Origin of the sequence: Streptomyces sp. GbtcB6, assembly GCF_019091475.1 — a bacterium.
Classification (GTDB): domain Bacteria; phylum Actinomycetota; class Actinomycetes; order Streptomycetales; family Streptomycetaceae; genus Streptomyces; species Streptomyces hyaluromycini.
In genome coordinates this window covers 471,851-498,787 of the sequence record NZ_JAGXJL010000003.1, presented here as the reverse complement: position 1 = coordinate 498,787, position 26,937 = coordinate 471,851, and the positions used below count along the sequence as shown (strand labels likewise).

Genomic DNA, 26,937 nt, shown 5'->3' with positions numbered 1-26,937 from the left:
GACCGGTTACTCCTTCACAGATGGCGGCGCCGGGTGGAGACGTGCCGTTCGTAGAGCTCACGTGCCTTGACCGCGGAGGATCGGGTCGCGGTCGCGGCCACAGGTACATCCCACCAGGCCTGCGCGGGAGGCGGGCCCGACACAGTGTCGGCCGTTTCGGTCTCCACGTAGACACATGTGGGAGTGTCGGCGGCCCGCGCCTCGGCGAGCGCCGTGCGCAGGTCCCGCACAGTCTTCGCGCGCAGCACCCGCATCCCGAGGCTGGCGGCGTTGGCGGCGAGGTCGACGGGCAGCGGGGCACCCGTGAAGGTGCCGTCGTCCGAAGGGAAGCGGTACGCGGTGCCGAACCGCTCGCCGCCCACCGACTCGGAGAGGCCGCCGATGGAGGCGTAGCCGTGGTTCTGCACCAGCAGCACCTTGATGGCTATCCCCTCCTGGACGGCGGTGACGATCTCGGTCGGCATCATCAGATACGTGCCGTCGCCGACCAGCGCCCACACGTTCCGCTCCGGCGCCGCGAGTTTCACCCCGATGGCGGCCGGTATCTCGTAGCCCATGCACGAGTAGCCGTACTCCAGGTGGTACTGGTCGTGCGAGCGCACCCGCCACATCCGGTGCAGGTCGCCGGGGAGCGAGCCGGCCGCGTTGATTACTACGTCCGTCTCGTCGACCAGCGCGTCGAGGGCGCCGAGGACCTGCGGCTGGGTCGGCCGGACGTCGGGCTCCTCGGCCTCGTAGCAGGCGTCGACGCGCTGCTCCCAGCGCTCCTTGTCCTCGGTGTACTCGGTGACGTACGAGTCGGCGGTGCGGTGTCCGTCCAGCGCCCGGCGCAGTTCCGCGAGGGCGCCGCGGGCGTCGGCGACCAGGGGCAGACCGGCGAGCTTGTGGCCGTCGTAAGGGGCGATGTTGAGGTTGACGAAGCGGACGTCCGGGTTCTCGAAGAGGGTGCCGGAGGCCGTGGTGAAGTCGGTGTAGCGGGTGCCGACGCCGATCACCAGGTCGGCGGTGCGGGCGAGCTCGTCGGCGGTGGCGGTGCCGGTGTGGCCGACGCCGCCGACGTCCTGCGGGTGGTCCCAGCGGAGGGAGCCCTTGCCCGCCTGGGTCGAGGCGACCGGGATGCGGGTGGCCTCGGCGAACTCGGCGAGGACGGCCTCGGCGCGGCTGTGGTGGACCCCGCCGCCGGCGATGACGAGGGGCCTGCGGGCATTCCTGATCGCCCGTGCCGCGGCGGCGAGTTCGACGGGGTCGGCGCCGGGCCGTCGTACGGTCCACACCCGCTCGGCGAAGAACTCCTCCGGCCAGTCGTACGCCTCGGCCTGCACGTCCTGCGGGAGGGCGAGGGTGACGGCGCCGGTCTCGACGGGGTCGGTGAGCACCCGCATGGCGGCCAGGGCGGAGGGGATCAGCTGCTCGGGGCGGTTGATCCGGTCGAAGAACCTCGACACCGGGCGCAGGCAGTCGTTGACGGACACGTCGGCCGCGTGCGGGACCTCGAGCTGCTGGAGGACCGGGTCGGCGGGGCGGGTGGCGAAGACGTCGCCGGGCAGGAGCAGGACCGGGAGGTGGTTGACGGTGGCGAGGGCGGCGCCGGTGACGAGGTTGGTGGCGCCGGGGCCGATGGAGGTGGTGACCGCGTGCGTGGCGAGACGGTTCGATTGACGCGCGTAGCCCACGGCCGCGTGCACCATGGCCTGCTCGTTGCGGCCCTGGTGGTAGGGCATGTCGTCCGCGTACTCGACGAGCGCCTGGCCGAGGCCGGCCACGTTGCCGTGGCCGAAGATGCCCCAGGTGGCGCCGATCAGCCGGCGGCGCTCGCCGTCCCGCTCGGTGAACTGGGCGGCGAGGAAGCGGACAAGCGCTTGCGCGACGGTCAACCGAATCGTCATCGGTAACCCTCCGTATGGTCCGGGTGGAAGCAGATCCGCCACTCCCGCGTCGCACCCGGCCCCGCCATGACGTTCAGGTAGTACATGTCGTGCCCGGGCTGCGCGATCGACGGGCCGTGCCATCCGTCGGGGACCAGCACGACGTCGCCGGAGCGGACCTCGGCGAGGACGTCCGTACCGCCCTCACGGGAGGGGAATACGCGCTGATACCCGAAACCGTTCGGTCCGTCGATCTCGAAGTAGTAGACCTCCTCCAGCTCCGACTCCTCGCCGGGCCGGTACTCGTCGTGCTTGTGGGCCGGGTACGAGGACCAGTTGCCGCCGGGGGTGATGACTTCCACGGCGATGAGCTTGTCGCAGTCGAAGGAGTCCGCGGAGGCGAAGTTGCGCACCTGGCGGGCGCTGGTGCCGCTGCCGCGGTCTTCGACGGGGACCTCCGGCGCGGGGCCGTAGCGGGCGGGGAGTTGTCGCTCGCACTTCGCTCCTGCCAGGGCGAAGCGGCCTCCCGCGCCGGAGGCGATCTGGACCTGGGCGTCCCGGGGCACGTACACGAAGTCCGAGACTCCGCTGAACACGCTCTCCCGGCCCAGGATCTGGAACTCGTTTCCCTCTGTTTGCACCGTACAACCGCCCTGCAGCGGAAGCACGATCCATTCGCTGTCCCCGGTGGTGAACAAGTGGGTACCACCAGGCGGCAGTTCGACGATCCGGAGGCTGCTGTGCGCCCAACCGGCCCGCTTGGGGTCGATGTCGAGCACGTACTGGGCGTTCGCGGTCGAACCCTTGCTCAGGTGCAGCTCGTTCGTCGTCATCAGGGCCTCACAGCAGTCCTACGGCGGTGTCCACGGCGGCGGCCACGTCACCGTCCGCCGGGTACAGCAGCGAGCGGCCGACCACCAGGCCGCGCACGGTGGGGAGTTGCAGGGCGCTGCGCCACTTCTCGTAGGCGCCGTCCTGGTCGTCGCCCACTTCGCCGCCGAGCAGCACGGCGGGCAGCGTGGACGTCTCCATGACCTGGGCCATGTCGTCGGGGTTGTCGGTGACCGGCACCTTCAGCCAGGTGTAGGCCGAACTCCCGCCGAGGCCCGAGGCGATGGCGATGGACCTGGTGACCGCCTCGGGGGACAGGTCGTTCTTGACCTTGCCCTCCGGCGTACGGCGGCTGATGAACGGCTCGACGAAGACCGGCAGCCGGCGCGCGGCCATGTCGTCGATGGCGCGGGCGGTGGACTCCAGGGTGGTCAGCGAGCCCGGGTCGTCGTAGTCGATGCGCAGCAGCAGCTTGCCGGCGTCGAACCCGAGACGCTGTATGTCCTCGGCACGGTGGCCGGTGAAGCGGTCGTCGAGCTCGAAGGAGGCGCCCTGCAGTCCGCCCCGGTTCATCGAGCCCATGACGACCTTGCCGTCGAGCGCGCCGAGGAGGAGCAGGTCGTCCAGGATGTCGGCGGTGGCGAGGACGCCGTCGACGCCGGGCCGGGACAGTGCCAGGCAGAGCCGCTCCAGCAGCTCCGCCCGGTTGGCCATGGCGAGCTTGTCGCCGCCCACGCCGAGCGCACCGCGGGCCGGGTGGTCGGCGGCGACGATCATCAGCTTGCCGTCCTCGTTGAGGAGCGGACGGCGGGCTCTTCTCGTGGCCGCCTCGGCGATCGCCTCGGGGTGGTGCGTGCGGGTGTGGACGAGGGCGGAGATGTCCACGGACGTCTGCCTGGCGGGGGCGCCGGAGCCGCCCTCGTGATGTGCGCCCGCGACGCGGCCGGCCCTCACAGCACCGCTCCGGCGGCGAGCGCGGCGTCGATCTCTTCCGTCGTCGGCATCGCCGAGGAGCACTCCAGGCGGGAGGCGACGATGGCACCGGCCGCGTTGGCGTGCCGCATGATCTTCTCCAGGTCCCAGCCTTCGAGGAGGCCGTGGCAGAGGGAACCGCCGAAGGCGTCACCGGCGCCGAGACCGTTCAGGACGTTGACGGGCAGCGGCGGGACCTCGGCGGAGTCGCCGTCGCGGCTGACCGCGAGGACGCCCTTGGGTCCCTGCTTGACGACAGCGATCTCGACACCGGCGTCGAGGAGGGCCTGGGCGGCGGCCTGCGGCTCCCGTACGCCGGTCGCGACCTCCACCTCGTCGAGGTTGCCGACGGCGACGGTGGTGTGCCTGAGCGCCTCGGCGTAGAAGGGGCGGGCCGACTCCGGGTCCTTCCAGAACATCGGCCGCCAGTCGAGGTCGAAGACGGTGGTCCCGGCCTTGGCCCGGTGGGCGAGGGCCGCGAGGGTCGCCGTACGGCTGGGCTCCTCGCTCAGGCCGGTGCCGGTGATCCAGAAGATCCGGGTGTCACGGACGGCGTCGAGGTCCAGCTCGTGGGCGTCGATCTCCAGGTCCGGGGCCTTGGGCTGCCGGTAGAAGTACAGCGGGAAGTCGTCCGGCGGGAAGATCTCGCAGAACGTGACGGGGGTGTTCAGGCCGGGGACCGAGGTGACCCAGCGGTCGTCCACGCCGAAGCCCTGGAGGGCCTCGTGCAGGTAGGCGCCGAAGGCGTCCTCGCCGGTGCGGGTGATGACGGCGGTGTTCCGGCCGAGGCGGGCGGCCGCCACGGCCACGTTCGTCGCCGACCCGCCGAGGAACTTGCCGAAGGACGACACCTGGGCGAGCGGGACACCGGTCTGGAGCGGATAGAGGTCCACCCCGATCCGCCCCATGGTGATCAGGTCGTACGCCATCGACTTCCCTTCGTCACGTCTCTCCCGTGGTTTGTAGTCCGGGACAGGAGGTCGTGTCAATGGTTTGTCCGGACATTCGGACGAGAGAGTGGGGTCCAGGGCGCCTATGGGGGTGGTGGGATCGGGGGGTGCGCGGGTGCGGGCCACGTGTGGCTGGTCGCGCAGTTCCTCGCGCCCCTTTCGGGGCGCTTCCCCTTCCGCCTGCTGGAATGAGACAGCACGATGAGGCGATGGGCAGGTGGGAGATCGTCGCCGGAAGACCGCACCCGGCATTGCGGCCGGGAATCCTGAGCTACCGGGGGATCCGGATCGCGCTCGACCGGCCCCGGCGGCGCCTGGAGACGCCCATCGGGGCCGCCACCCTTCTCCTGGGGTTCGGGGAGCCGATACGGATCCTGCGGGACGGGCGGCCGCCCGCCACCCTCGTCTGCGTCTGCAACGGGCTCACCACCACTCCCGCCATCGGTGAGCACGGTGGCCGGATCTCGGGGATCGAGGTGCTGCTGATGCCCTGGGCTGCCTTCTCCCTCTTCGGTACTCCGCAGTACGAGTTGGCCAACAGGTCGGTGAATCCCGACGAGTTGCCGCACACGCTGGGCCACGGGGTGGGGGAACTCGCCGCCGCGCTCGGCGCCCTGCCGCGCTGGGCGGATCGATTCCGGCTGCTGGACGACGTGTTGCTGCGGTGGAGCCGGGCCGGTGTTCCGGGGTCACCCCAGGTGGAGCGCGCGTGGGCGCTGCTGCGGCGCGACTGGGGCGCCGTACCCGTGCCCCGGCTGGCCGACGAAGTGGGCTGGAGCGTACGGCACTTGGAGAACCGCTTCCGGGAGCGGATCGGGCTCGGGCCGAAGGCGGCCGCGCGGGTGCTGCGGTTGCAGCGGGCGCGGCGGATGCTGGCCGCGGGACGGGGGCAGGCGGAGACGGCGGCGGTGTGCGGGTTCTACGACCAGGCGCATCTCAGCGGGGAGTTCAAGGCGATGACCGGTTGCACGCCCGGGGAGTTCGCGGCGGCGCGGGCGGCCGCCGCCTCGGCGTCGGTGGACCGGATGTCGGGGCAGGCGACGAGCCTGGTGCTGGGGCCCGGCGAAGGGAGTGCGGTTTTCTCCAAGACCCGCGCGGGCCGAAGTGGGCACGCTGATCACCAGAGCCTTTGAGTGGGGGGAAGCCGACGGGCCGGACCTGGCGCAGCGGGTCCGGCCCGTCCTGCTTGCCCCCCGGTCGCGCATCGCCGTTCGCACGGATGTCAACACGCCCCGCTGACGAGCCGGTGTGCATCTGTGCCCCGACTGTGTCACAAAAACCCCACTTGTGTCACACATGTCGCGCATACGCGGGTTCTCGGTCACACCAGGTCGACAGCCGCTTGCCCGTAGTCACTCTCCGTCGTTCACCGGGCACAGGCTTTGTGATCGCCAGCGCAGCGCCCGGCTCCCCCGACGACCGCCTCCGGTCGCCCCCGCGGTGCGCGCAGGGAGGTGCATCTCATGACCGACCGACGGCTCTGGTCATACAAGGAGATCGCGGCGCACATCCGGGTGCAGCCGGACACCGTCCGCTCCTACCGCAAGCACGGACTGCTTCCCCCGCCGGACCATGTCGAGGGCGGCAAGCCCTACTGGTACGCCGACACGGTCCGTGCCTGGGTCGCCTCCCGGCCGGGCAACCGGGGGCGCAGAGACCTCTGAGTCCTGTCGCGGGATGCCCCGCCCGCCGAGGGCGGGGCGCGCACGCGTCAGGCCCACGGTTCGATGACGGTCACCCCCGCCGCCGGTGCCCCGCCCATCGCCGCCAGGGCTGCCGGGGCCGCGTCCAGGGTGATCGTCGAGGTGACCAGGAGGTCGGGGCGGAGGGTGCCCGCGCGGACCAGTTCGAGCATGGCGGGGTAGGTGTGGGCCGCCATGCCGTGGCTGCCGAGGAGTTCCAGCTCCAGGGCGATCGCGCGGGCCAGTGGCACGGGGGTGTTGCCGTCCGGGGACGGCAGCAGGCCCACCTGGACGTGCCGGCCGCGGCGGCGCAGGGAGTTGACCGAGGCGGCCGAGGTGGCGGGGGAGCCGAGGGCGTCCAGGGAGAGGTGGGCGCCGCCGGAGGTCAGATCGCGGACCGCCGCTGCCGGGTCGTCGGTGTCCGTGGCGTCCACGCCGTGGGCCGCGCCGAACTTGCGCGCCAGGTCCAGGGCTTGGGGCGACACGTCGACCGCCACCACCCGCGCTCCCGACGCCGCCGCGATCATCACCGCCGACAGGCCCACGCCTCCGCAGCCGTACACCGACACCCACTCCCCCGCCCTGACCCTGCCCTGCTGCACCACCGCGCGGAACGCGGTGGCGAAGCGGCAGCCGAGGGAGGCCGCCGTCGCGTACGACATGTCGTCCGGGATCGCCACCAGGTTCACGTCGGCGTGGTCCAGCGCCACGTACTGGGCGAAGGAGCCCCAGTGTGTGAAGCCGGGCTGGGTCTGGCGTTCGCAGACCTGCTGGTCGCCGGCCGCGCAGGACGGGCAGCCGCCGCAGGCGCAGACGAAGGGGACGGTGACCCGGTCGCCGGGGTGCCAGGCGGTCACCCCGGCGCCGGCCGACTCCACGACACCGGCCAGCTCGTGGCCGGGGACGTGCGGGAGCGTGATGTCCGGGTCATGGCCCCTCCAGCCGTGCCAGTCGCTTCGGCAGAGGCCGGTGGCTTCTACGCGGACGACCACTCCGTGCGGGGCCGGGCGGGGGTCGGGGACGTCCCGGACCTCGGCGGGGGTGGCGTAGTGGTCGAAGACGACGGCTCGCATCGCGGGTGCTCCTTTCGGGGGCTGCGCGCAGGCTAAGCGCCGTGGGGGTCCGGTTGCAGCGCCAGTTCCGGCTCGTCGTGGCTGGTCGCGCCGTTCCCCGCGCCCCTTTGGGGCGCGTCCGGCTGGGGCGCGTCCGGCTCGGGTGCCGCTTGCTCGCCCTCGCTCAGGCCGAAGCGGTCGTGGAAGCGGCGCAGCGGGCCCGGTGCCCACCAGGTCGCCCTGCCCGTCAGGCGCATGATGGCCGGGACCAGGAGGCTGCGGACGACCATCGCGTCCATCAGGACCGCCAGGGCGATACCGAGGCCGAGCATCTTGGTGTTGGTGACCCGGGACGTGCCGATCGCCACCATCACCACCGCCAGGATGATCGCCGCCGCGGTGATCAGGCCCCCGGTGCGCTGCAGGCCGAGGCGGACCGCCCGCTCGTGGTCGCCCGTCCTGTCGTACTCCTCCTTGATGCGCGAGAGCAGGAACACCCCGTAGTCCATCGAGAGGCCGAAGGCCACGCAGAACATCAGGACCGGGAGTGTGGTCTCGATCGAACCGGAGCTGGTGAAGCCCAGCAGGTTCGAGAGGTGGCCGTCCTGGAAGACCCAGACCACCGCGCCGAACATCGCCGTGAGGCTGAGCGCGTTGAGCAGGACCGCCTGGACCGGTATCAGGACGCTGCCCGTCAGGAGGAAGACCAGCAGCAGGGTGACGATCGCGATGATCGCCGCCGCCCAGGGCAGGCGTTCCGCGATGGCGTGCTTGGAGTCGACCAGGACCGCCGCCGTGCCCGTCACCTTCGTGTCGAAGGGGGTGTTCAGTGCGCGCAGTTCGCCCACCAGGCGCTGGGCGCCGACGTCCACCGACTCGCCCTTCGGCTGGACCGTGAAGTACGCCGCGTCGCCCTTGACCAGGGGGCCGGCCACCCCGGCCACCTCCGGCAGGGCCGCCACCCGCTCCTTGTACGCGGTGTACTGCGCCCGGGTCGCCCCGCCCTCGGCCAGGACTTCGAGGTCGCCGCCGGGGTTGCCCGGGAAGCCGTCCCGGATGTGCTGCTGGACGACGTGGGACTCGGCGCCGGCGGGGAGCTGGCGGTCGTCCGCGGTGCCGAACTTCACGCCCAGGAACGGCAGTCCGAGGACGATCAGGAAGGCCGTGGTGGCGACGGCGAAGAGCGGGGCCCTGCGCATCACCAGGGTCGCGGCGCGGGCCCAGGCCGTGCCCTCCGCGCCGGACGGCCTGGACTGCCTGCCCCTGCGGAACACCCGGCGCAGGTCCAGCGAGTTGACCCGGTTGCCCAGCAGGACCAGCGCCGCCGGCAGCAGGATCAGGGCGGCCGCCGCGGCCAGCAGGACCACCGCTATGCCGGCGTAGGCGAACGAGCGGAGGAAGTACTGCGGGAAGACGAGCATCGCCGCCAGGGAGACGGCCACCGTCAGGGCCGAGAACAGCACCGTGCGGCCGGCGGTGCGCAGCGTCGTGGCCACCGCGGTCAGCGGGTCGGCGCCGGTGGCCAGCTCCTCGCGGAAGCGGCGGACGATGAAGAGCGCGTAGTCGATGGCCAGGCCGAGGCCGAGGGCCGTGGTGAGGTTCATCGCGAAGACCGAGACGTCCGTGAAGGACGTGATGCCGCGCAGCACCGCGTTCGTGCCGAGGATGGCGACGATGCCGATGCCCAGCGGGAGCAGGGCCGCGATCGCGCTGCCGAACACCATCACCAGCAGGACCAGCGTGATGGGCAGGGCGATCAGCTCGGCGCGGGCCAGGTCCTCCTTGATGATCGTCTGCATGTCGCTGCGGACCGCCACCATGCCGCCGACCTTGACGGTCACCGGTCCGTGCGTGCCCCGGTAGTGCGGGGCGATGCGGTCCAGGGTGTCGGCCGCCGTCTTCTCGTCACCCGTGATGCGGGCCGCGATCAGGGCCTCGTGGCCGTCCTCGGCGCGCAGGGACGGCGACTTGGCCTGCCAGTACGAGCCGACCCCTGTGACGCCCTTCTCGCCGGACAGGCGGGTGACGAGGGTCTTCGCCTCCGCCGCCACCGCCGGGGTGTCCACCGAGCCGCCCCGCGCGTCCACCAGGAGGAGCAGGTTCGGCTGGGAGTCCGGGAACTCGCGCTCCAGCGCCTTCGTCGCGTACGTCGACTCGGCTGCCGGGTCCTCCCAGCCGCCGCTGCCCAGCCGGTCGGCGACCCCGCTGCCGGCCAGCACGGCGAGCGCGGTGATCACCAGGGCGAGCAGCAGGGAGAGCCGGGGCCGGGCGGTCACGAACCGGGTCCAGCCCCCTGGGCGGGCCCCGCCTCCGGCCTGCGACGGCTTGTTGACTTCGGTCATCCTGCGGTGTCCCCTTCAGCGTGACCACTGCCTGCCGGTGCGCATCCGCTTCGTGCGCAGGGCAGCATGGGTCGGCCATTGCCACTTAGACTGGCAAACACGAGAGATCGCTCGCGTTCCATCAGAATGCGAGCGACCGCTCGCGTTTGTCAATCGCGTTCGAAGAGCTGGGGATAACGCGTGTCCGACAAGCCCGAGAGGCCAGAGCAGCCCGAGCAGCCCGAGGACACGGCCACGGGCAAGGAGCAGCCGCGCCGGCGGCAGGCTCGCGGCGAGCGGCGCATCCAGCAGCTGCTCGAAGCCGCCGCCTCGGTCTTCTGCACCACGGGCTACACGGCCGCCAGCACCAACGCCATCGCCCGCGAGGCGGGCGTCTCCCCCGGCACGCTGTACCAGTTCTTCCCGAACAAGGAGGCGATCGCGATCGAGCTGGGCGACCGGCTCATGCACGATCTGCGGGAAACCTACGGCGAGGCGCTCGCGCCGGTCGCCCCCGCCACCTCGCTGGCGGACGCGGTCGCCGCCGTCGTGGACCGCCTCACCGCGTTCAACACCGAGCACCCCGTGTTCTTCGCGCTGATGCACGGCCCCGACATGCCCGGCGGCATCACCGAGGCCCACGACGCCCTGCACACCAACCTGCTCGGCCGCGTCGAGACCCTGCTCGCCTCGCTCCTCCCGCCGGGCACCGACAAGGCCGACGTCACACGGACGGCACACGTCAGCCTCGGCATCTACAAGGCGGGACTGGAGCTGGTGCTCAGCCACGAGGGCACCGAGCGCCAGGCATACATCCAGGAGATCAAGAACGCACTCACCCGCTACCTGGAGCCCCTGGTGTGCGACCGCTTCGGCCAACCCGCCGGCTGACCGACGACCACTCCCCCGAGCTCCCCGGACTGCGATATACGGCACATCTGCCTAAGGTGCGGATAAATCATCCCGATCCCGAGCCGACGAGCGCCACCCGCACCCGCAGGCGCACAAGGGGAGCCGCCGTGACCCACTCTCCGCCGCCCCGCCGGCCGCAGGCCCGTATCCCCGGTCCGCTACAGCCGCCACCGCCGTACCCCCGTATCCGCACCGGCCTGTGGAAGCGCTGCCTCGGCGGTGGGCTCGCCCTGTGGGGGCTGACCGCGGCGGTCACCTACGCGACGAAGAACACCACCCTGCTGCCGACGCTGATCCTGCTCGGCAGCTTTCTCGTGCCGGTCGCCTTCGTGCTGTGGGCCTACGAGCGGCACGGCCGTGACCTCGGGGTCAGCGCGATCCTCGGCTGCTTCCTGACCGGCGGCACGCTCGGCGTGCTGGGCGCCTCGGTGATGGAGTCCTACCTCGTCCGCCCCTCCTGGGGGATGTTCGTCGCCGTCGGTCTGATCGAGGAGACCGCGAAGCTCGGCGCGCTGGTGTTCGCGCTGCGCCGGATGCCCGGGATCCGGGGCATGCGGGCCGGGCTGGTGCTCGGCGCCGCGGTCGGCTTCGGTTTCGCGGCCCTGGAGAGCGCCGGGTACGCGTTCGACGCGGCCGTCTCCACCGAGGGCATCGACCTGCGCGCGCTGATCGAGACGGAGATCCTGCGCGGCGTACTGGCCCCCTTCGGACACGGCCTGTGGACGGCCGTCGCCGGTGGCGTCCTGCTCTCCTTCCGCCGCCCGAACGGCCGCTTCCGCCTCACCACCCAGGTTCTCGCCGCCTGCCTCGGGGTCACCCTGCTGCACGCCCTGTGGGACTCCACGCACGGCATCGCGATCTGGCTGGTGGCACGCCTGGCGGGTACCGGGCTGGACCGGCAGCTGTTCGCCGAGGGGTACATCCCGCGCCCCGGCGCGGCACAGGAGCACCTCTTCACGGTGTTCTCGGTCGGCCTGCTGGTACTGGTGTCGCTGCTCGGCGTCGCCTGGGTGCAGTCGCTGGCGCGCCGGGGCCCCTCTTGGAGAAATACCCCCTAGGGGTATAGTGTGACGAAAGTGGGGTTCCCTCGTGGGCCCCATCGGCCCCACACACCTCGACGAGGAGAACGACATGACCGCCCAGACCGACACCCCGGGCTCCGTGACCGCCGTCTACAAGGTGACCGGCATGAGCTGCGGACACTGTGAGGGTTCCGTCTCCGCCGAGCTCTCCGGGCTCCCCGGCGTCAGCTCGGTGCAGGCCGTCGCGGCCAGCGGCGAGGTCACGGTCGTCTCCGCGGCCCCGCTCGACGAGGAGGCGGTCCGCGCCGCCGTCGACGAGGCGGGCTTCGAGCTCGCCGGCCGCGCCTGACGCCTCAGAAGCAGGCAGGAACAAGCGAGAACCAGCGCCACGAGCCGTACGTACGACGGAAACGTATCTCTCCGCCGGGCCGTGCCGACCAGCTGATACTGGCTCCGTACGGTCCGGTCCGTTGTCTGGAGTCCGGACATGACCAGCACCACCACCGCACAGACACCGATAGCCCCGCCGCGCCCGGCCGGTGATTCCGAGGTCGAGCTGCTCATCGGGGGCATGACCTGCGCCTCCTGCGCCGCCCGGGTCGAGAAGAAGCTCAACCGGATGGACGGCGTCACCGCCACCGTGAACTACGCGACCGAGAAGGCGAAGGTCACATACCCCCAGGGGGTTCAGGTCGCCGACCTGATCGCCACGGTCGTGAAGACCGGGTACACGGCCGAGGAGCCCGCACCCCCGGAACCGGAGCCGGAACAAGAGGCCGGGGCCGCGCGGGATCCCGAGCTCGCCGCCCTCCGCCACCGCCTCCTGGTCTCCGTCCTGCTGGCCGCACCGGTCGTGCTGCTCGCGATGGTTCCGGCACTGCAGTTCGACAACTGGCAGTGGCTGTCGCTGACGCTCGCCGCTCCGGTGGTCGTCTGGGGCGGCTCGCAGTTCCACCGGGCCGCCTGGACCAACGCCCGGCACGGCGCCGCCACCATGGACACCCTGGTCTCGGTCGGCACGCTGGCCGCGTTCGGCTGGTCGCTGTGGGCGCTGTTCTTCGGCGACGCGGGCATGCCGGGGATGCACGACGAGTTCCGGTTCACCGTCTCCCGCATGGACAGCGCGTCCACGATCTACCTGGAGGTCGCCTCCGGGGTCGTCGCGCTGATCCTGCTCGGCCGCTACCTGGAGGCACGTTCCAAGCGGCGCGCGGGCGCGGCCCTGCGGGCGCTGCTGGAGCTGGGCGCCAGGGACGTGGCGGTGCTGCGGGGCGGCCGTGAGGTGCGGGTTCCGGTGGCGTCGCTGGCGGTCGGTGACCGGTTCGTCGTACGGCCCGGGGAGAAGGTCGCCACCGACGGGACCGTGGTCGAAGGGGCGTCCGCGGTGGACGCGTCGATGCTGACCGGCGAGTCCGTGCCGGTGGACGTGACCGTCGGCGACGCCGTCACGGGCGCGACCGTGAACGCGGGCGGACGGCTGGTCGTCGAGGCGACCCGGGTCGGCGCCGACACCCAGCTCGCGCGGATGGCGAAGCTGGTGGAGGACGCGCAGAACGGCAAGGCCGAGGTGCAGCGCCTCGCCGACCGGATCTCCGCCGTCTTCGTCCCGGCCGTCATCGTCATCGCGCTCGCCACCTTCGGGGTCTGGCTCGGCGTCACCGGGGACCCGGCCGCCGCGTTCACGGCCGCCGTCGCCGTCCTGATCATCGCCTGCCCGTGCGCCCTGGGCCTGGCCACGCCGACCGCGCTGATGGTCGGCACCGGGCGTGGCGCCCAGCTGGGCATCCTCATCAAGGGTCCCGAGGTGCTGGAGTCCACGCGCCGGGTCGACACCGTCGTCCTCGACAAGACCGGGACGGTGACCACCGGGCGGATGCGCCTCCAGGAGGTGTACGTCGCCGAGGGCACCGACGAGGACGAGATGCTGCGGCTCGCGGGCGCCCTCGAACACGCCTCCGAGCATCCGGTCGCCAGGGCGATCGCCACGGCGGCGCGGGAGCGGGTCGGGACGCTGCCCGCGGTCGAGCACTTCGAGAACGTCCCCGGGCGGGGCGTGCGCGGGCGCGTGGACGGCCGCCAGGTGGCCGTGGGACGCCTCTTCGACGCGGTGCCGGAGGAGTTGGCCTTGGCGCGCTCGCGGGCCGAGCAGGAGGGGCGTACGGCCGTCCTGGCCGGGTGGGACGGGCAGGCCCGGGGCGTCCTCGCCGTCGCCGACGCGGTCAAGGACACCAGCGCCGAGGCGGTCCGCGAGCTGCGCGCGCTCGGGCTGACGCCGGTGCTGCTGACCGGGGACAACCGGGCGGTGGCCGAATCGGTCGCCCGGGCGGTCGGCATCACCGAGGTCGTCGCCGAGGTGCTGCCCGAGGACAAGGTGGACGTCGTACGACGGCTGCAGCGCGAGGGGCGGACGGTCGCCATGGTCGGCGACGGTGTCAACGACGCGGCCGCGCTGGCCACCGCGGACCTGGGCCTTGCGATGGGCACGGGGACGGACGCGGCGATCGAGGCCGGCGATCTGACCCTGGTGCGCGGGGACCTGCGGGTGGCGGCGGACGCGATCCGGCTGTCCCGGCGGACCCTCGCCACCATCAAGGGCAACCTCGTGTGGGCCTTCGGCTACAACGTGGCCGCGCTCCCGCTGGCCGCCGCCGGACTCCTGAACCCGATGATCGCGGGCGCCGCGATGGCCTTCTCCTCGGTGTTCGTGGTGACCAACAGTCTGCGGCTGCGCACCTTCCGCTGAAAGTTACCGGCGGTTCGGCACAGTGGATGTAGGAGTCCCCCTAGAGTCCAACGCGCACCTCACATAAGCTCTTCACAAGGCTCGCGCATCATCCTTACGCTTGAGCTCCGATCACCGTATCGGGGCTCTTGCGCATCTATCGGACGGATGCAAGAGACGCAGATCACAGTGGTGTGAACGTAACCATCGAAGGGCTTCGACGGTCTAAGTTGGCGATGTCAGAGAGGCGTCTTGGGGGGCGCTGACCTGGCATCTGGGGATGTCTTGGGGGACTTCCTCAGAGATGCGTTGCCGGGGCACGTACGACGGGAAGCTTTGAGCGGCCCTCCCGTGCCGTACGGGTCCCGGCAGATCGCACCGCATCACTGGATCAAGTACGGCGAGTTCTGCTCGTTGTGCTCAACGCAGCGATTCAGGCGCTGCCGTACCGAGCGCCCGGCCGGATCCCGTGGGGGGAATCCGCACCGGGACACGGGAAGGCGCCCTGGTCGCCGGCCCGTGGGGGGACCGGCGCTCCAGGGCGCCTTCTGCTGTGCTTTTCAGGGCTCGGTTCGCCTCCGGGGCGCCACAGCCGGTGTCGAGAGGACGACCGTGCTCGACCCTTCGGGCCTCCGCGCGCTCGTCCTCTCGACACCGACGCGCCCCTTCGGCTCACTCGCCACAAGCCTGCCGCAGTGGCCGGGGAAGTCGGCGGCGTCGGAAAGTCAGCGCTCTTCGACCGGCACGAAGTCGCGCTCGACGACGCCCGTGTAGATCTGGCGCGGGCGGCCGATGCGGGAACCCGGCTCCTTGATCATTTCCTGCCACTGGGCGATCCAGCCGGGCAGCCGGCCGAGGGCGAACAGGACCGTGAACATCTCGGTCGGGAAGCCCATGGCGCGGTAGATCAGGCCGGTGTAGAAGTCGACGTTCGGGTAGAGGTTGCGCGAGACGAAGTAGTCGTCGGAGAGCGCGTGCTCCTCCAGCTTCAGCGCGATGTCCAGCAGCTCGTCGGACTTGCCGAGGGCCGAGAGCACGTCGTGCGCGGCAGACTTGATGATCTTCGCGCGCGGGTCGAAGGACTTGTACACCCGGTGGCCGAAGCCCATCAGGCGGACGCCGTCCTCCTTGTTCTTCACCTTGCGGATGAAGGAGTCGACGTCACCGCCGTTGGCCTGGATGCCCTCCAGCATCTCCAGGACGGACTGGTTGGCGCCGCCGTGCAGCGGGCCCCAGAGGGCGGAGATGCCCGCGGAGATCGACGCGAACATGTTCGCCTGCGACGAGCCGACCAGGCGGACCGTCGAGGTCGAACAGTTCTGCTCGTGGTCCGCGTGCAGGATCAGCAGCTTGTCCAGGGCCGCGACGACGACCGGGTCGAGCTCGTAGTCCTGCGCCGGCACCGAGAACGTCATGCGCAGGAAGTTCTCCACGTAGGAGAGGTCGTTGCGCGGGTATACGAACGGGTGGCCGACCGACTTCTTGTACGCGTACGCGGCGATGGTCGGAAGCTTGGCGAGCAGCCGGATGGTGGAGAGGTCGCGCTGCTTCGCGTCGAACGGGTTGTGGCTGTCCTGGTAGAAGGTGGACAGCGCGGAGACGACCGACGACAGCATCGCCATCGGGTGGGCGTCACGCGGGAAGCCCCGGTAGAAGTTCTTGACGTCCTCGTGCAGCAGCGTGTGCCGCGTGATCTCGTTCTTGAACGTGGTGAGCTCGTCCACGGTCGGCAGCTCACCGTTGATCAGCAGGTAGGCCACCTCCAGGAAGGTGGAGCGCTCCGCCAGCTGCTCGATCGGGTAACCGCGGTAGCGGAGGATGCCCGCCTCGCCGTCGAGGTAGGTGATGGCGGATTTGTACGCAGCGGTGTTGCCGTAGCCGCTGTCCAAAGTCACGAGACCGGTCTGGGTGCGGAGCTTCCCGATGTCGAAGCCCTTGTCGCCGACGGTGCTGTCGACCACCGGGTAGGTGTACTCGCCGTCGCCGTACCGCAGTACTACAGAGTTGTCGCTCACGTCTTCCCTCACCGACGTAGTGCCTCATCTTCGAGGTGCCCTGACTGTCTCTACCATCCCCCATTTGGCTCAGGAGAGTGCACTCGGGGTCGACCATTGGGCCCATCGGCGGCACTCAGTGCCGCCAACCTGCTCATCCTGCCCCCTTGTTTCCCAATCGGAAAGGGCTCTGTGACCTTCACGACTCATTTGATCGATCATTTTTCGAAAGATCGCCCCGGCCGAGCCGGAAGTCCAGTGCCGTACAGCGCCGGCCTGCCGAGACCGTGCGCACCGCCTGGCCGATCGCCTTGCGCGAACCGACGAGGACGACCAGCTTCCGGGCCCGGGTGACCGCCGTGTAGAGCAGGTTCCGCTGGAGCATCATCCACGCTCCGGTGGTGACCGGGATCACCACGGCGGGATATTCACTCCCCTGTGAACGGTGGATGGTCACCGCGTAGGCATGGGCCAGTTCGTCCAGTTCGTCGAATTCGTACGGCACCTCCTCGTCCTCGTCCGTCAGCACGGTGAGGCGCTGGTCGACCGGGTCGAGCGCGGTGACCACGCCCACGGTGCCGTTGAAGACGCCGTTCTCGCCCTTCTCGTAGTTGTTGCGGATCTGGGTGACCTTGTCGCCGACCCGGAACACCCGTCCGCCGAACCGCTTCTCGGGCAGGTCGGGGCGGGCCGGGGTGATGGCCTGCTGCAGCAGGCCGTTGAGCACACCGGCGCCGGCGGGTCCCCGGTGCATCGGCGCCAGCACCTGCACGTCGCGCCGCGGGTCCAGCCCGAACTTGGCCGGAACGCGCCGGGCGGCGACGTCCACGGCGAGTCTGCCCGCCTCCTCCGTCTCGTCCTCCACGAAGAGGAAGAAGTCCTTCATGCCGTCGGTGACGGGCTGCTGCCCGGCGTTGATCCGGTGCGCGTTGGTCACCACCCCCGACTGCTGGGCCTGCCGGAAGACCTGGGTGAGCCGGACGGCGGGGACGGGACTGCCGTCGGCGAGCAGGTCCCGGAGCACCTCCCCCGCCCCGACGCTGGGCAGTTGGTCCACATCCCCCACGAAGAGCAGATGCGCACCGGGCGGCACGGCTTTCACCAGCTTGTTGGCGAGGAGGAGATCGAGCATCGACGCCTCGTCGACCACCACCAGGTCGGCGTCGAGCGGGCGGTCCCGGTCGTAGGCGGCGTCCCCGCCCGGCTTCAGCTCCAGCAGACGGTGCACGGTCGAGGCCTCCGCGCCGGTCAGCTCGGCGAGCCGCTTGGCCGCACGGCCGGTGGGGGCGGCGAGCACCACCTTCGCCCGCTTCGCCCGCGCCAGCTCCACGATGGACCTGACGGTGAACGACTTTCCGCAGCCGGGCCCGCCGGTCAGCACGGCCACCTTCTCGGTCAGCGCCAGCTTGACGGCGGCCTCCTGCTCGGGGGCGAGGTCGGCGCCGGTGCGGTCCTTCAGCCAGACGAGCGCCTTGTCCCAGGCGACGTCCCGGAACGACGGCATCCGGTCGTCACCGGTGCGCAGCAGCCGCAACAGCTGGGAGGCGAGGGCGACTTCGGCGCGATGGAAGGGGACGAGGTAGACGGCGGTGACCGGTTCGGCATCCGGGGCGGGACCAGGCAGCTTCTCCCGTACGACCCCCGGGTCCTCCCCGTCCTCGGGCGGCGCCGCCAACTCGGCGAGGCAGTCGATGACAAGGCCGGTGTCCACCTGGAGCAGTTTCACCGCGTCCGCGATGAGCCGCTCCTCCGGGAGATAGCAGTGGCCCTGGTCGGCGGACTGGGAGAGGGCGTACTGCAGCCCCGCCTTCACCCGCTCGGGACTGTCATGGGGAATCCCGACGGACTGGGCGATCTTGTCGGCGGTCAGGAACCCGATGCCCCAGACGTCGGCCGCGAGCCGGTACGGCTGGTTCTTCACGACGGAGATCGACGCGTCCCCGTACTTTTTGTAGATCCGCACGGCGATCGACGTGGACACCTCGACGGTCTGGAGGAAGAGCATGACCTCCTTGATCGCCTTCTGCTCCTCCCAGGCGTCGGCGATCTTCTTCGTCCGCTTCGGCCCGAGCCCCGGCACCTCGATCAGCCGCTTCGGCTCCTCCTCGATGATCCGGAGGGTGTCCACCCCGAAGTGCTGGGTGATCCGGTCGGCGAACACCGGCCCGATGCCCTTGACGAGGCCCGAGCCGAGATAACGCCGTATCCCCTGCACAGTGGCCGGCAGCACGGTCGTGTAGTTCTCGACGGTGAACTGCTTGCCGTACTGGGGATGCGACCCCCAGCGCCCCTCCAACCGCAGCGACTCCCCCACCTGGGCGCCGAGCAGCGCACCGACGACCGTGAGCAGATCGCCGGCGCCTCTGCCGGTGTCGACCCGCGCAACCGTGTAGCCGTTCTCCTCGTTGGCGTACGTGATGCGTTCGAGCACGCCTTCGACGGTGGCGAGTCGCTGTTCGCCGGTGGAGGTCCCCGTCTGCTGAGCCATGAACCGAAGGTACCGGTGGGGTCTGACAGCGATCACGCCCCTGTGGACGAACCTGCTGACGAACCTGCTACCGACAAGGAGTCCCGATGCCCGTACCCGCCGACCCGACGGTCCTCCACCCGATGCCCGGACAGCCCCGGGTGGTCCAGCTCAGACCGCTGGTGAAGTCCCCGCTGATCGAGGTCGGGGAGTACTCCTACTACGACGACCCCGACGACCCGACCGCGTTCGAGACGCGCAACGTGCTCTACCACTACGGGCCGGAGAAGCTGGTCATCGGCAGGTTCTGCGCGCTGGGCACGGGTGTGCGATTCATCATGAACGGCGCCAACCACCGCATGGACGGCCCCTCGACGTTCCCCTTCCCCACCATGGGCGGCTCCTGGGCCGACCACTTCGACCTGCTCACCGGCCTGCCCGGCCGAGGGGACACCATCGTCGGCAACGACGTCTGGTTCGGCCACGGTACGACGGTCATGCCGGGCGTACGGATCGGTCACGGCGCGATCATCGCCACGGGTGCGGTGGTCGCCGGTGACGTGCCCGACTACGGCATCGTCGGCGGCAACCCGGCCCGCCTCATCCGCACCCGCTACGACGAGCAGGACATCGCCCGCCTGTTGGCGGTGGCCTGGTGGGACTGGCCCGCCGCCCACATCACCGAGCACGTACGGACGATCATGTCCGGCACGATCGCCGAACTGGAGGCCGCCGCGCCGAAGGAGAGGTGACCGGGGCGGCTCGGGCGGGGGTTTTGGAGTCGCGGACGGAGGTGCGGGTGGGGACCGACAGTCAGCGGGGAAGCTGTGGATTCCAGAGCGCCGCACATCACGATGCCGAGAGGTGCTTCATGCGATGGTTCCGATCCGGTGAGACGGCTGTTCGACGTGACGTGTTCCGCCGGAAGGTGTGGAGCGCCCACGCGCTCCATGTCGTCGACGACAGCGCCGAGGCGCTTGTCGTGGGGTGCCCGCCCGGGGCGGACGTGCTGGCTCCGACGACCTGGATCGAGTGGCTGCTGACCGGAGACGAGGAAGTCAGGATCAGGGCCCTGCCGGCCCTGGCCGACGGCAACTGGCAGCTCGGCCGCTGGTCGTGGCGCGACACGGCACATCTGCAGTGGGTCCCGCCGGACACCTGGTTCAGTGTGAACGCGTTCTACGACGTCTCGGCCGGTCACCGGCTGACGAACTGGTACGTCAACTTCCAGCGGCCGATGCGCCGCACGGACCTGGGCTTCGACACCTTCGACCTGCTCCTGGACCTGGTGGTGGCGCCCGACCTGTCGCGGTGGGACTGGAAGGACGAGGGCGAGTACGCCCACGGCCGCCGGCTCGGGGTGGTGAGCGAGGCGGATCACCGGGCGGTCGAGCAGGCGCGCGCTCAGGCGGTGGCCATGATCGAGGAGCGCGGCGGACCGTTCGCGACGGAGGCGAACCGGCGGGCCTGGCGGCCCGAGCCCGACCGGCCGGCTCCGTCCTTGCCCGACGACGTCCTGACTTTCGGCCTCGACCAGACCCTATGATCACTCCGCCCCGGCGTCCGCTGCAGCGGCGCGCACCTCCGAGACAGGCCGAAGACGATGACGACTGCCGCCCGCACGGCTCCCCGGCTCCTTGCCCGTTCCGCGCAGGCGGTGATCGCGGTGGCGGCCGTGGCGGACGTGTTCCGCACGGTGGCGCTCCGGGACCACTACCTGCACCCCACGGACGCGTCCCTGAACAGGTCCGGGTTCATCTCCATGGTCTTCGTGTACCTGATGACCCTCGCGACCGTGCTGTTCCTCGTGTGGCTCGCCCGGTCCCGGCGCAACGCCCAGGAGTTGTCCCCCGGGGCCGCCCTCCCGAGTCCGGGCTGGACGGTCGGCGCGTGGTTCATACCGGTGGTCAACCTCGTCGCCCCTCGCCGGCTCGTCCTCGACATCGGGCGCGCCGGCTCCGCGTCGTGGGAGAAGCGGGACACGACGCTGGTGAATCTGTGGTGGGCCGCCTGGGTCGCACACGCGCTGGGTCTCACGGCGGCAAGCATGGCGGCCCCCGGCTCGCTGGCCTTCCTCGTGGTGACGGAGGCACTCATGATTGCGGCGGCCGTGCTGGTGGGGCTGGTCATCGAGCGGGTCACCGCGCGGTAGGGCGCCGCCCGGGCAAGCCGGCAGCCGTGATCCCCTCGACGAAGGCGGCGAAGGCTCCCGCCGGGAAGGTGAGGGTGCGAGCGGCGGGGGCTTTGGAGTCGCGGATGGAGGTGTGGGTGGGGGTGGTGGCTATCTCGACGCATTCGTTGCCGTCGCCGCCGCCGGAGTATGACGACTTCCGCCAGTTGTCGGGAGTGGTCATCGCTGCCTCACAGCTCCTTGGCCAACCTGTTGATGAAGTCACGCGAGCGCCCGGGGTCGAGTGACACGGCCTCCAGTTTATGGAAGCGCGTTCGGAAGGCGCTCAGTTGAGCCTCGGAGTCGATGAAGACGGTGCCGTGAGGAGCGTCACGAACGACCGTGTCCAGCTTTGAGACGGAACCACCGACGTAGGTCATCGCGCTACCAGCCTGGGAGAAGCCGTCCAGGTCGAGGGGGATCACTCTCACCGAGATGTGATCCACATCCGAGAGTTCCAGGATACGGTCGAGTTGGGCTCGTGACACCGCGCGATCGCCGACCCTGATACGTAGGGCTGCTTCGTGGATCACGACCTGAAGGGGGATGGGTGCGGGGACCTCGATGATCACACGACGCGCCATGCGGTGGCGCACACGCAACTCAAGTTCGTCTTCGGCGAGTTCCGGGATTCGGTCGGAGAACACGGCGCGGGCGTAGCCCTCCGTCTGCAATAGACCCGGCACATAGGTGATGGCCACGTGCCGCTGAAACCGGGAGTGGTGGTCCAGCTCAGCCAGATCGAGGAATGACGTGGGCAGCAACCCCCGATACTCCTCCCACCAACCCCGTGTCCGATCGGTCGCCATCGCAACCAGTGCGTCGATGAACCCCTCGTCCGTGCAGGCGTAATGGGACGCGAGGCGACGCAGTCGCTGCTCGCTCACGCCGGACAGGCCCGCCTCGATCTGGCTGATCTGGACGTTGCTCACGCCGAGCAGCTTGGCTGCCTCGCGGGCCGTGAGGCCGGCCGCGTCGCGAAGCCTGCGCAGCTCCGCCGCAAGGCGCAACTGCCGGGCCGTTGGTTCGCGCCTGGTACCCATCGACCGCTCCTTGTTCCAACGCGCCTGTCCACGCGACTCGTTCGGGGGTCAGATTACGCGACCGGCTTGCCCTGCCGAAACTTTCAGGTCTACCGTCGGTGACGCAACGCTCACGCAGCGGAAGTGCACCGCCCCGCCCTGCCACGGCGGCCGCGGCAACGCCACCGCGCGTGAAACTCCCCCACAACCACCGGAGTTGATGACGCATGTCCGAAGCCTGGGAGTACACGCTCACCATCCCCAACGACCTCCGTGCCGTCACCGTGAGCCGACACGCGCTCAGACTCATCCTCACCGCGCACGGACTCGTCCCCTTCCTCGATGTCGCCGAGCTGCTCGCGACCGAGCTGGTCTCCAACGCCGTACGGCATACGAAGGGCCCCGCCGCCCTGCGCATCCGCTGGTCGCCGCCCGGGACGCTGCGGATCGGGGCGTGGGACGCGGACCCGGAACCGCCCGAGCCGCCCGTGCCGTTGGAGCGGATCGCGGAGGCGGAGGAGGGGCGGGGGCTGGCGCTGGTGCGGGCTTGTTCGGATCTGTGGGGCTGGCAGCCGCTGTCGAGGTTCGGCAACCGGGGGAAGTACGTGTGGTGCGAGTTGACCGCGGCGTAGGTCACGCGAATCTCCGGCGCGGCCCAGTCCACTTTGTTGTGACTGGCCATGTCCCGACCGCACGGGCGTCCGTTGTGATGGGGCTGATTCCTTCACCGAGAGGCCCGTAATGACCATGCCGCCGCGCACCCGTTCCTTCGTCCAGGTCGACGTGTTCTCGACGAGCCCCTATCGCGGCAACCCGGTCGCGGTCGTCCTCGACGGGGCGGACCTGACGGACGAGGCGATGCAGCTCGTGGCGCGGTGGACGAACCTGTCCGAGACCACGTTCGTGGTGGCCCCCACCGTCCCGGAGGCGGACTACCGGCTGCGGATCTTCACGCCCGACGGCGAGCTGCCGTTCGCCGGGCACCCCACCCTCGGCTCCGCACACGCCTGGCTGGACGGCGGCGGTGTGCCGCGCCACGCCGACCGTATCGTGCAGGAGTGCGGCGCCGGCCTGGTCACCGTGCGCCGCGGTGACGGCGTGCTGTCCTTCGCCGCCCCGCCCCTGGTCCGCGACGGCGCGCTCGACGACGCGTACCTGGAGCGGATCGTGGCCGCGTTCGGCATCGGCCGTGACCGGGTCCTCGCCCACCAGTGGGTCGACAACGGGCCGGGCTGGGCCGTGCTCCGGCTGGCCACGGCCGAGGAGGTGCTCGCCCTCGAACCCGACCTCTCCCGCATCCCGGACGCGATGGTCGGCGCGATCGGCGCCTACCCCGACGGTTCCCCGTACGACTTCGAGATGCGCACCTTCGCGCCTCGCGTCGGAGTGCCCGAGGATCCCGCCTGCGGCAGCATGAACGCCGGCGTCGGGCAGTGGCTCACCGCCACCGGCGCGGCACCCGGCGCCTACCGGGTCTCCCAGGGCTCGCGGGTGGGACGGGCCGCGGCCATCGAGGTCTCCGCCGACCCGGACGGCACGGTCTGGGTGAGCGGCGCCACGACCGTCTGCATCCGCGGCACCATCACCGTGTGAGCACGAAATTGCGCGAATCCACGCCCTAGCACAATCCTGCACCCCGTTCGCGGCGCAATATGCTGCCAATATTGCCGGGATTCGCTCACTTCCGCATATCCGTCGGTCACGCTTGACGGCGTCACACCGACGGACCACGGAAGGGCAGGCAACCATGCCGGGCAGCAGCACAGTCACCGTCCACGCCGATCGAGAGGTCCTTCCCCACCGGGCCGTGGCCCCGCCCATCTACCAGACGGCGGCCTTCTCGGCCCCGGACGGCGAGACGTTCGCGCGGGGCGCCGTCGAACCGCGGGGCAAGGACTTCTACACCCGCTTCGGCAACCCGAACCACGCCCAGGTCGCGGCCGTCGTCGCGGAACTGGAGGGCACCGAGGCGGCCATGGTCACCGCGTCCGGGATGGCCGCGCTGACCACGGCCGTGCTGGCCCTGGTGTCCGCCGGTGACCACGTCATCGGGCAGCGGTCCACCTACGGCGGTACGGCGTCGGTCCTGCTGAACCTGCTGCCCCGGTTCGGCGTGGCGACCACCTTGGTGGACCAGACCGACCCGGAGGCGTTCGCGCGGGCGCTGACCCCGCGGACCCGCCTGATCCTGGTGGAGACCCCGAGCAACCCGCTGCTCCAGATCACCGACCTGCGCGCCGTCGCGGACCTGGCCCGCGCGCACGACGTCCTGACCATGGCCGACAACACCTTCGCCACCCCGCTGAACCAGCGCCCGGCGGACTTCGGCATCGATCTGGTCTGGCACAGCGCGACCAAGTACCTCAACGGCCACACCGACGTGTCCGCCGGAGTGCTGGCCGGTCCGGCGGAACTCCTGGACAAGGTCTGGGACACCGGTCTGCTCACCGGTGCCGTGCTCGGCCCGTTCGACGCGTGGCTGCTGCTGCGCGGTATGCGTACCCTGCCGCTGCGCGTACCCCGGCACAACGCCAACGGTCAGGCGCTCGCGGAGGCGCTGGCCGCCCACCCCGCCGTGAGCCGGGTGCACTATCCCGGCCTGGCCTCCCATCCGCAGCACAAGCTGGCCGCCGACCAGATGAGCGGGTTCGGCGGAGTGCTGAGCGTCGAGTTCACCGACGGCTACGAGGCGGCCGACGCGTTCCTCGGGCGACTGCGCTACGCCCGCCGGTCGGCCAGCCTCGGCGGCGTGGAGTCGCTGGCCGTGCACCCGGCGTCCATGTGGCGGGGCATGCTCGACGACGACCAGATCGCCGCCTCGGTTCCGCCGGGCCTGGTCCGGCTGGCCGCGGGCACGGAGGACACGGCCGACCTGGTCGCCGACGTGGTCGCGGCGGCCGACGCGAGCGTGAGTGACTGAACTGCCCGTACCTCAGGGGGCGGAGAGCGTCTTCATGGTGACGTAGCTGCTGACCGTGGCGACGCCGGGCAGGTCGGCCAGCCGGTTGGCGTGGAAGTCCTCGTAGGCCGGCAGGTCGGCGACCTCGACCTGGAGCAGGTAGTCGTAGTTGCCGGTGACGTGGTGGACGTGGACCACCTCGGACAGCTGGACGACCGCGCGTTCGAACGCGGCCACGTCACCGCGGTTGTGCCGCATCAGCCGGACGCCCGCGAACACGCGCAGGCTGCGGCCGACGGCCGCGGGGTCGATCTCCGCCCGGTAGCCGCGGATCACCCCGGTCTCCTCCAGCCGGTGCACGCGCCGCAGGCAGGGCGAGGGCGACAGGCCGACCCGCGCGGCGAGCTCGGCGTTGCTGATCCGCCCGTGCTTCTCGAGCACGGCGAGGATGGACCGATCCACATCATCCATGGGGGCAGATTATTGCCCGCCAGCCTCGTCTACCACCATCCGATGCCCCGCTGCGGCGCAATTTCCTGCCGCCGTTGCCGGAATCGGCTTACACCGACGCGCCGCCCGGGAAGACTTGTCCGCGTCATCAATGCGGACAAACAACCACTTTTCGCTGAGTCTCGCTGAGTTACGTAGAGGAGTTTTCTGATGAGGATCCTGCTTACCGGCGGCACCGTGGTCAGCATGGACCCGGCCGTCGGCGACCTCGAACACGGTGACGTGCTGATCGAGGACGGTGTGATCGTCGAGGTGGCCGAGGCGATCGACGCCCCGGACGCCGAGGTGATCGACGCGACCGACCGGATCGTCATGCCCGGCTTCGTCGACACCCACCGCCACACCTGGCAGACCGCGTTCCGCGGTATCGGCGCGGACTGGACGTTCCCCGAGTGGGCGCAGGCGATGCACCGGACGCTGAAGCCCCGGTACCGGCCCGAGGACGTCTACCTGGGCACCCTGCTCGGCCGCCTGGAGGCCCTGCACTCCGGTGTGACCACGATGCTCGACTGGTTCCACTGCGCGCAGAGCCCCGAGCACGCGGACGCGGGTGTCGCGGCGCTGCGGGACGCGCCCGGGCGGTCCGTCTTCTGCCACGGCGCGGGGTGGGGCACCGCCGACCCGGTCGAGGCCGAGATCCGCCGGGTACGGTCCGCGCTGCCCGGCGACCACGGCCTGGTCACCATGTCGTTCGGGCTGCGCGGTGCGGAGGACACCTCCTTCGACACCGTCGCCGAGGAGCTGAAGCTCGCGGCCGAGCTCGGCCTGCGGAGCAGCCTGCACGTGGAGTCCGAAGGGATCCGGCGCCCGGTCGCCGACCTGCACGAGCACGGCCTGCTGCGGGACACCACGACGTTCGTGCACGCCAACGGGATCGGCGACGACGAGCTGCGGATGCTCGCCGACGCCGGCGCCTCGGTGTCCATCAGCCCGGACGTCGAGCTGAAGATGGGGTTCGGCCGGCCGATGACCGGCCGGATGCTGGCCGCCGGCCTGCGCCCGACCCTCTCCATCGACGACGTCCCCTCGGTCGGCGGCGACATGTTCTCCACCATGCGCACCACCTATGTGGTGCAGCGCGGCCTGGACGGCAGCCTCGACTCCCGTGACCTGCTGGAGTTCGCCACCGTCGACGGCGCCCACGCCCTGGGCCTCGCTGCCCGCACGGGCAGCCTCACGCCCGGCAAGGACGCCGACGTGATCCTGCTGCGCACCGACGACATCACCGTCTTCCCGGTCACCGACCCCGCCGGCACCGTCGTCGCCGCCGGTCACCCCGGCCTGGTCGACACGGTCCTCGTCGCGGGCCGCGTCGTGAAGCGGGACGGCGTACTGGTCGACGTGGACCTGCGCGCACTGCGAACCCGTCTGCTGGAGTCCCGCGACCGGGTCGCGGCGGCCGCCGGGGTCCCGCTGGACGGCACCTGGCGCCCGCAGCCGAAGACGGCGTGACCGCACGCGCCGAAGCTGGAGCAGCCGGCCGGGACGGGTACCGCTCCACCGGCGAGGACGCCCCGCAGGAACCCCCGGTGACCGTCGCCACCAG

At 70.8% G+C, this 26,937-nt stretch carries 24 protein-coding genes; 13 read left to right on the top strand and 11 right to left on the bottom strand.

Annotation, left to right across the window (positions count from 1 at the left end):
* Positions 1-14 precede the first annotated feature (14 nt).
* The 4 genes from iolD to iolC all read right to left on the bottom strand — a co-directional run bounded on the left by iolD (position 15) and on the right by iolC (position 4,597).
* The gene (gene iolD, locus KVT45_RS07695) at positions 15-1,886 is read right to left on the bottom strand and encodes a 3D-(3,5/4)-trihydroxycyclohexane-1,2-dione acylhydrolase (decyclizing) (RefSeq protein ID WP_217545727.1); all 1,872 of its coding nucleotides are present in this window, start codon (positions 1,884-1,886) and stop codon (positions 15-17) included.
* Entirely contained in the window at positions 1,883-2,698 is an 816-nt protein-coding gene (gene iolB, locus KVT45_RS07690; RefSeq protein ID WP_089105279.1) for a 5-deoxy-glucuronate isomerase, read from the bottom strand. The genes iolD and iolB overlap by 4 nt, the downstream gene beginning before the upstream one ends.
* Before the next feature lie 7 nt (positions 2,699-2,705).
* Positions 2,706-3,581, bottom strand: a complete 876-nt coding sequence (locus KVT45_RS07685) for a deoxyribose-phosphate aldolase (protein WP_217545801.1) — start codon at positions 3,579-3,581, stop codon at positions 2,706-2,708.
* A 65-nt stretch (positions 3,582-3,646) separates the two neighbouring features.
* Positions 3,647-4,597: a 5-dehydro-2-deoxygluconokinase gene (gene iolC, locus KVT45_RS07680; RefSeq protein ID WP_217545726.1), complete on the bottom strand. Its 951-nt coding sequence runs from the start codon at positions 4,595-4,597 to the stop codon at positions 3,647-3,649.
* Positions 4,598-4,806: 209 nt separating this feature from the next.
* Between iolC and KVT45_RS07675 the strand changes: the two genes are divergently transcribed.
* Both KVT45_RS07675 and KVT45_RS07670 read left to right on the top strand, forming a co-directional pair.
* The gene (locus KVT45_RS07675; RefSeq protein WP_254646400.1) at positions 4,807-5,751 is read left to right on the top strand and encodes an AraC family transcriptional regulator; all 945 of its coding nucleotides are present in this window, start codon (positions 4,807-4,809) and stop codon (positions 5,749-5,751) included.
* A 330-nt stretch (positions 5,752-6,081) separates the two neighbouring features.
* Complete coding sequence (locus tag KVT45_RS07670) at positions 6,082-6,282, top strand: AlpA family transcriptional regulator (RefSeq protein WP_037649824.1); 201 nt, start codon at positions 6,082-6,084, stop codon at positions 6,280-6,282.
* A gap of 47 nt (positions 6,283-6,329) precedes the next feature.
* Here the strand turns inward: KVT45_RS07670 and KVT45_RS07665 are convergent, their stop codons facing one another.
* Together KVT45_RS07665 and KVT45_RS07660 are read right to left on the bottom strand one after the other, a co-directional pair.
* Positions 6,330-7,373 (bottom strand): zinc-dependent alcohol dehydrogenase family protein, encoded by a 1,044-nt coding sequence (locus tag KVT45_RS07665; RefSeq protein ID WP_217545724.1) that lies wholly within the window; start codon positions 7,371-7,373, stop codon positions 6,330-6,332.
* 32 nt (positions 7,374-7,405) lie between these two features.
* Positions 7,406-9,694 (bottom strand): MMPL family transporter, encoded by a 2,289-nt coding sequence (locus tag KVT45_RS07660; RefSeq protein ID WP_217545723.1) that lies wholly within the window; start codon positions 9,692-9,694, stop codon positions 7,406-7,408.
* A gap of 180 nt (positions 9,695-9,874) precedes the next feature.
* On the opposite strand from KVT45_RS07660, the gene KVT45_RS07655 reads away from it, so the two are divergent.
* The 4 genes from KVT45_RS07655 (at position 9,875) to KVT45_RS07640 (ending at position 14,350) form a co-directional block, all read left to right on the top strand.
* Positions 9,875-10,564 carry a TetR/AcrR family transcriptional regulator gene (locus tag KVT45_RS07655; RefSeq protein WP_217545722.1) on the top strand — a complete coding sequence of 230 codons (690 nt, stop codon included), beginning with the start codon at positions 9,875-9,877 and terminating at the stop codon, positions 10,562-10,564.
* A 128-nt stretch (positions 10,565-10,692) separates the two neighbouring features.
* Positions 10,693-11,643, top strand: coding sequence for a PrsW family intramembrane metalloprotease (locus KVT45_RS07650; RefSeq protein WP_217545721.1), 951 nt, complete (start codon positions 10,693-10,695; stop codon positions 11,641-11,643).
* Positions 11,644-11,716: 73 nt separating this feature from the next.
* Complete coding sequence (locus tag KVT45_RS07645; protein WP_217545720.1) at positions 11,717-11,956, top strand: heavy-metal-associated domain-containing protein; 240 nt, start codon at positions 11,717-11,719, stop codon at positions 11,954-11,956.
* Between the two features lie 138 nt (positions 11,957-12,094).
* The gene (locus KVT45_RS07640; RefSeq protein WP_217545719.1) at positions 12,095-14,350 is read left to right on the top strand and encodes a cation-translocating P-type ATPase; all 2,256 of its coding nucleotides are present in this window, start codon (positions 12,095-12,097) and stop codon (positions 14,348-14,350) included.
* 704 nt (positions 14,351-15,054) lie between these two features.
* On the opposite strand, the gene KVT45_RS07635 is transcribed toward KVT45_RS07640, so the two are convergent.
* Positions 15,055-16,344, bottom strand: a complete 1,290-nt coding sequence (locus KVT45_RS07635; RefSeq protein ID WP_217545718.1) for a citrate synthase — start codon at positions 16,342-16,344, stop codon at positions 15,055-15,057.
* Between the two features lie 178 nt (positions 16,345-16,522).
* On the bottom strand, positions 16,523-18,811 hold the full coding sequence (locus KVT45_RS07630; RefSeq protein ID WP_217545717.1) for an ATP-dependent RecD-like DNA helicase: 2,289 nt from the start codon (positions 18,809-18,811) through the stop codon (positions 16,523-16,525).
* An 86-nt stretch (positions 18,812-18,897) separates the two neighbouring features.
* Between KVT45_RS07630 and KVT45_RS07625 the strand changes: the two genes are divergently transcribed.
* From KVT45_RS07625 to KVT45_RS07615, 3 genes are all read left to right on the top strand, one after another.
* Positions 18,898-19,542: a CatB-related O-acetyltransferase gene (locus KVT45_RS07625; RefSeq protein WP_217545716.1), complete on the top strand. Its 645-nt coding sequence runs from the start codon at positions 18,898-18,900 to the stop codon at positions 19,540-19,542.
* Positions 19,543-19,661: 119 nt separating this feature from the next.
* Positions 19,662-20,336, top strand: coding sequence for a DUF402 domain-containing protein (locus KVT45_RS07620; protein WP_217545715.1), 675 nt, complete (start codon positions 19,662-19,664; stop codon positions 20,334-20,336).
* Between the two features lie 57 nt (positions 20,337-20,393).
* Complete coding sequence (locus tag KVT45_RS07615; RefSeq protein ID WP_217545714.1) at positions 20,394-20,942, top strand: DUF4328 domain-containing protein; 549 nt, start codon at positions 20,394-20,396, stop codon at positions 20,940-20,942.
* On the opposite strand, the gene KVT45_RS07610 is transcribed toward KVT45_RS07615, so the two are convergent.
* Both KVT45_RS07610 and KVT45_RS07605 read right to left on the bottom strand, forming a co-directional pair.
* Positions 20,929-21,144 (bottom strand): DUF397 domain-containing protein, encoded by a 216-nt coding sequence (locus KVT45_RS07610; RefSeq protein WP_217545713.1) that lies wholly within the window; start codon positions 21,142-21,144, stop codon positions 20,929-20,931. The genes KVT45_RS07615 and KVT45_RS07610 overlap by 14 nt on opposite strands.
* A gap of 7 nt (positions 21,145-21,151) precedes the next feature.
* The gene (locus tag KVT45_RS07605; protein ID WP_217545712.1) at positions 21,152-22,003 is read right to left on the bottom strand and encodes a helix-turn-helix transcriptional regulator; all 852 of its coding nucleotides are present in this window, start codon (positions 22,001-22,003) and stop codon (positions 21,152-21,154) included.
* Between the two features lie 206 nt (positions 22,004-22,209).
* On the opposite strand from KVT45_RS07605, the gene KVT45_RS07600 reads away from it, so the two are divergent.
* The 3 genes from KVT45_RS07600 to KVT45_RS07590 all read left to right on the top strand — a co-directional run bounded on the left by KVT45_RS07600 (position 22,210) and on the right by KVT45_RS07590 (position 24,902).
* Positions 22,210-22,614, top strand: a complete 405-nt coding sequence (locus KVT45_RS07600) for an ATP-binding protein (protein WP_217545711.1) — start codon at positions 22,210-22,212, stop codon at positions 22,612-22,614.
* Positions 22,615-22,723: 109 nt separating this feature from the next.
* On the top strand, positions 22,724-23,575 hold the full coding sequence (locus KVT45_RS07595) for a PhzF family phenazine biosynthesis protein (RefSeq protein ID WP_217545710.1): 852 nt from the start codon (positions 22,724-22,726) through the stop codon (positions 23,573-23,575).
* Between the two features lie 154 nt (positions 23,576-23,729).
* Positions 23,730-24,902, top strand: a complete 1,173-nt coding sequence (locus KVT45_RS07590) for a PLP-dependent aspartate aminotransferase family protein (protein WP_217545709.1) — start codon at positions 23,730-23,732, stop codon at positions 24,900-24,902.
* 12 nt (positions 24,903-24,914) lie between these two features.
* Here the strand turns inward: KVT45_RS07590 and KVT45_RS07585 are convergent, their stop codons facing one another.
* A complete protein-coding gene (locus KVT45_RS07585) occupies positions 24,915-25,352 on the bottom strand; it encodes an Lrp/AsnC family transcriptional regulator (RefSeq protein ID WP_217545708.1) in 438 nt (145 codons plus the stop codon).
* Positions 25,353-25,541: 189 nt separating this feature from the next.
* Here KVT45_RS07585 and KVT45_RS07580 point away from each other — a divergent pair, with 189 nt between their 5' ends.
* On the top strand, positions 25,542-26,843 hold the full coding sequence (locus KVT45_RS07580; protein WP_217545707.1) for an amidohydrolase family protein: 1,302 nt from the start codon (positions 25,542-25,544) through the stop codon (positions 26,841-26,843).
* The last annotated feature ends 94 nt before the right edge of the window (positions 26,844-26,937 follow it).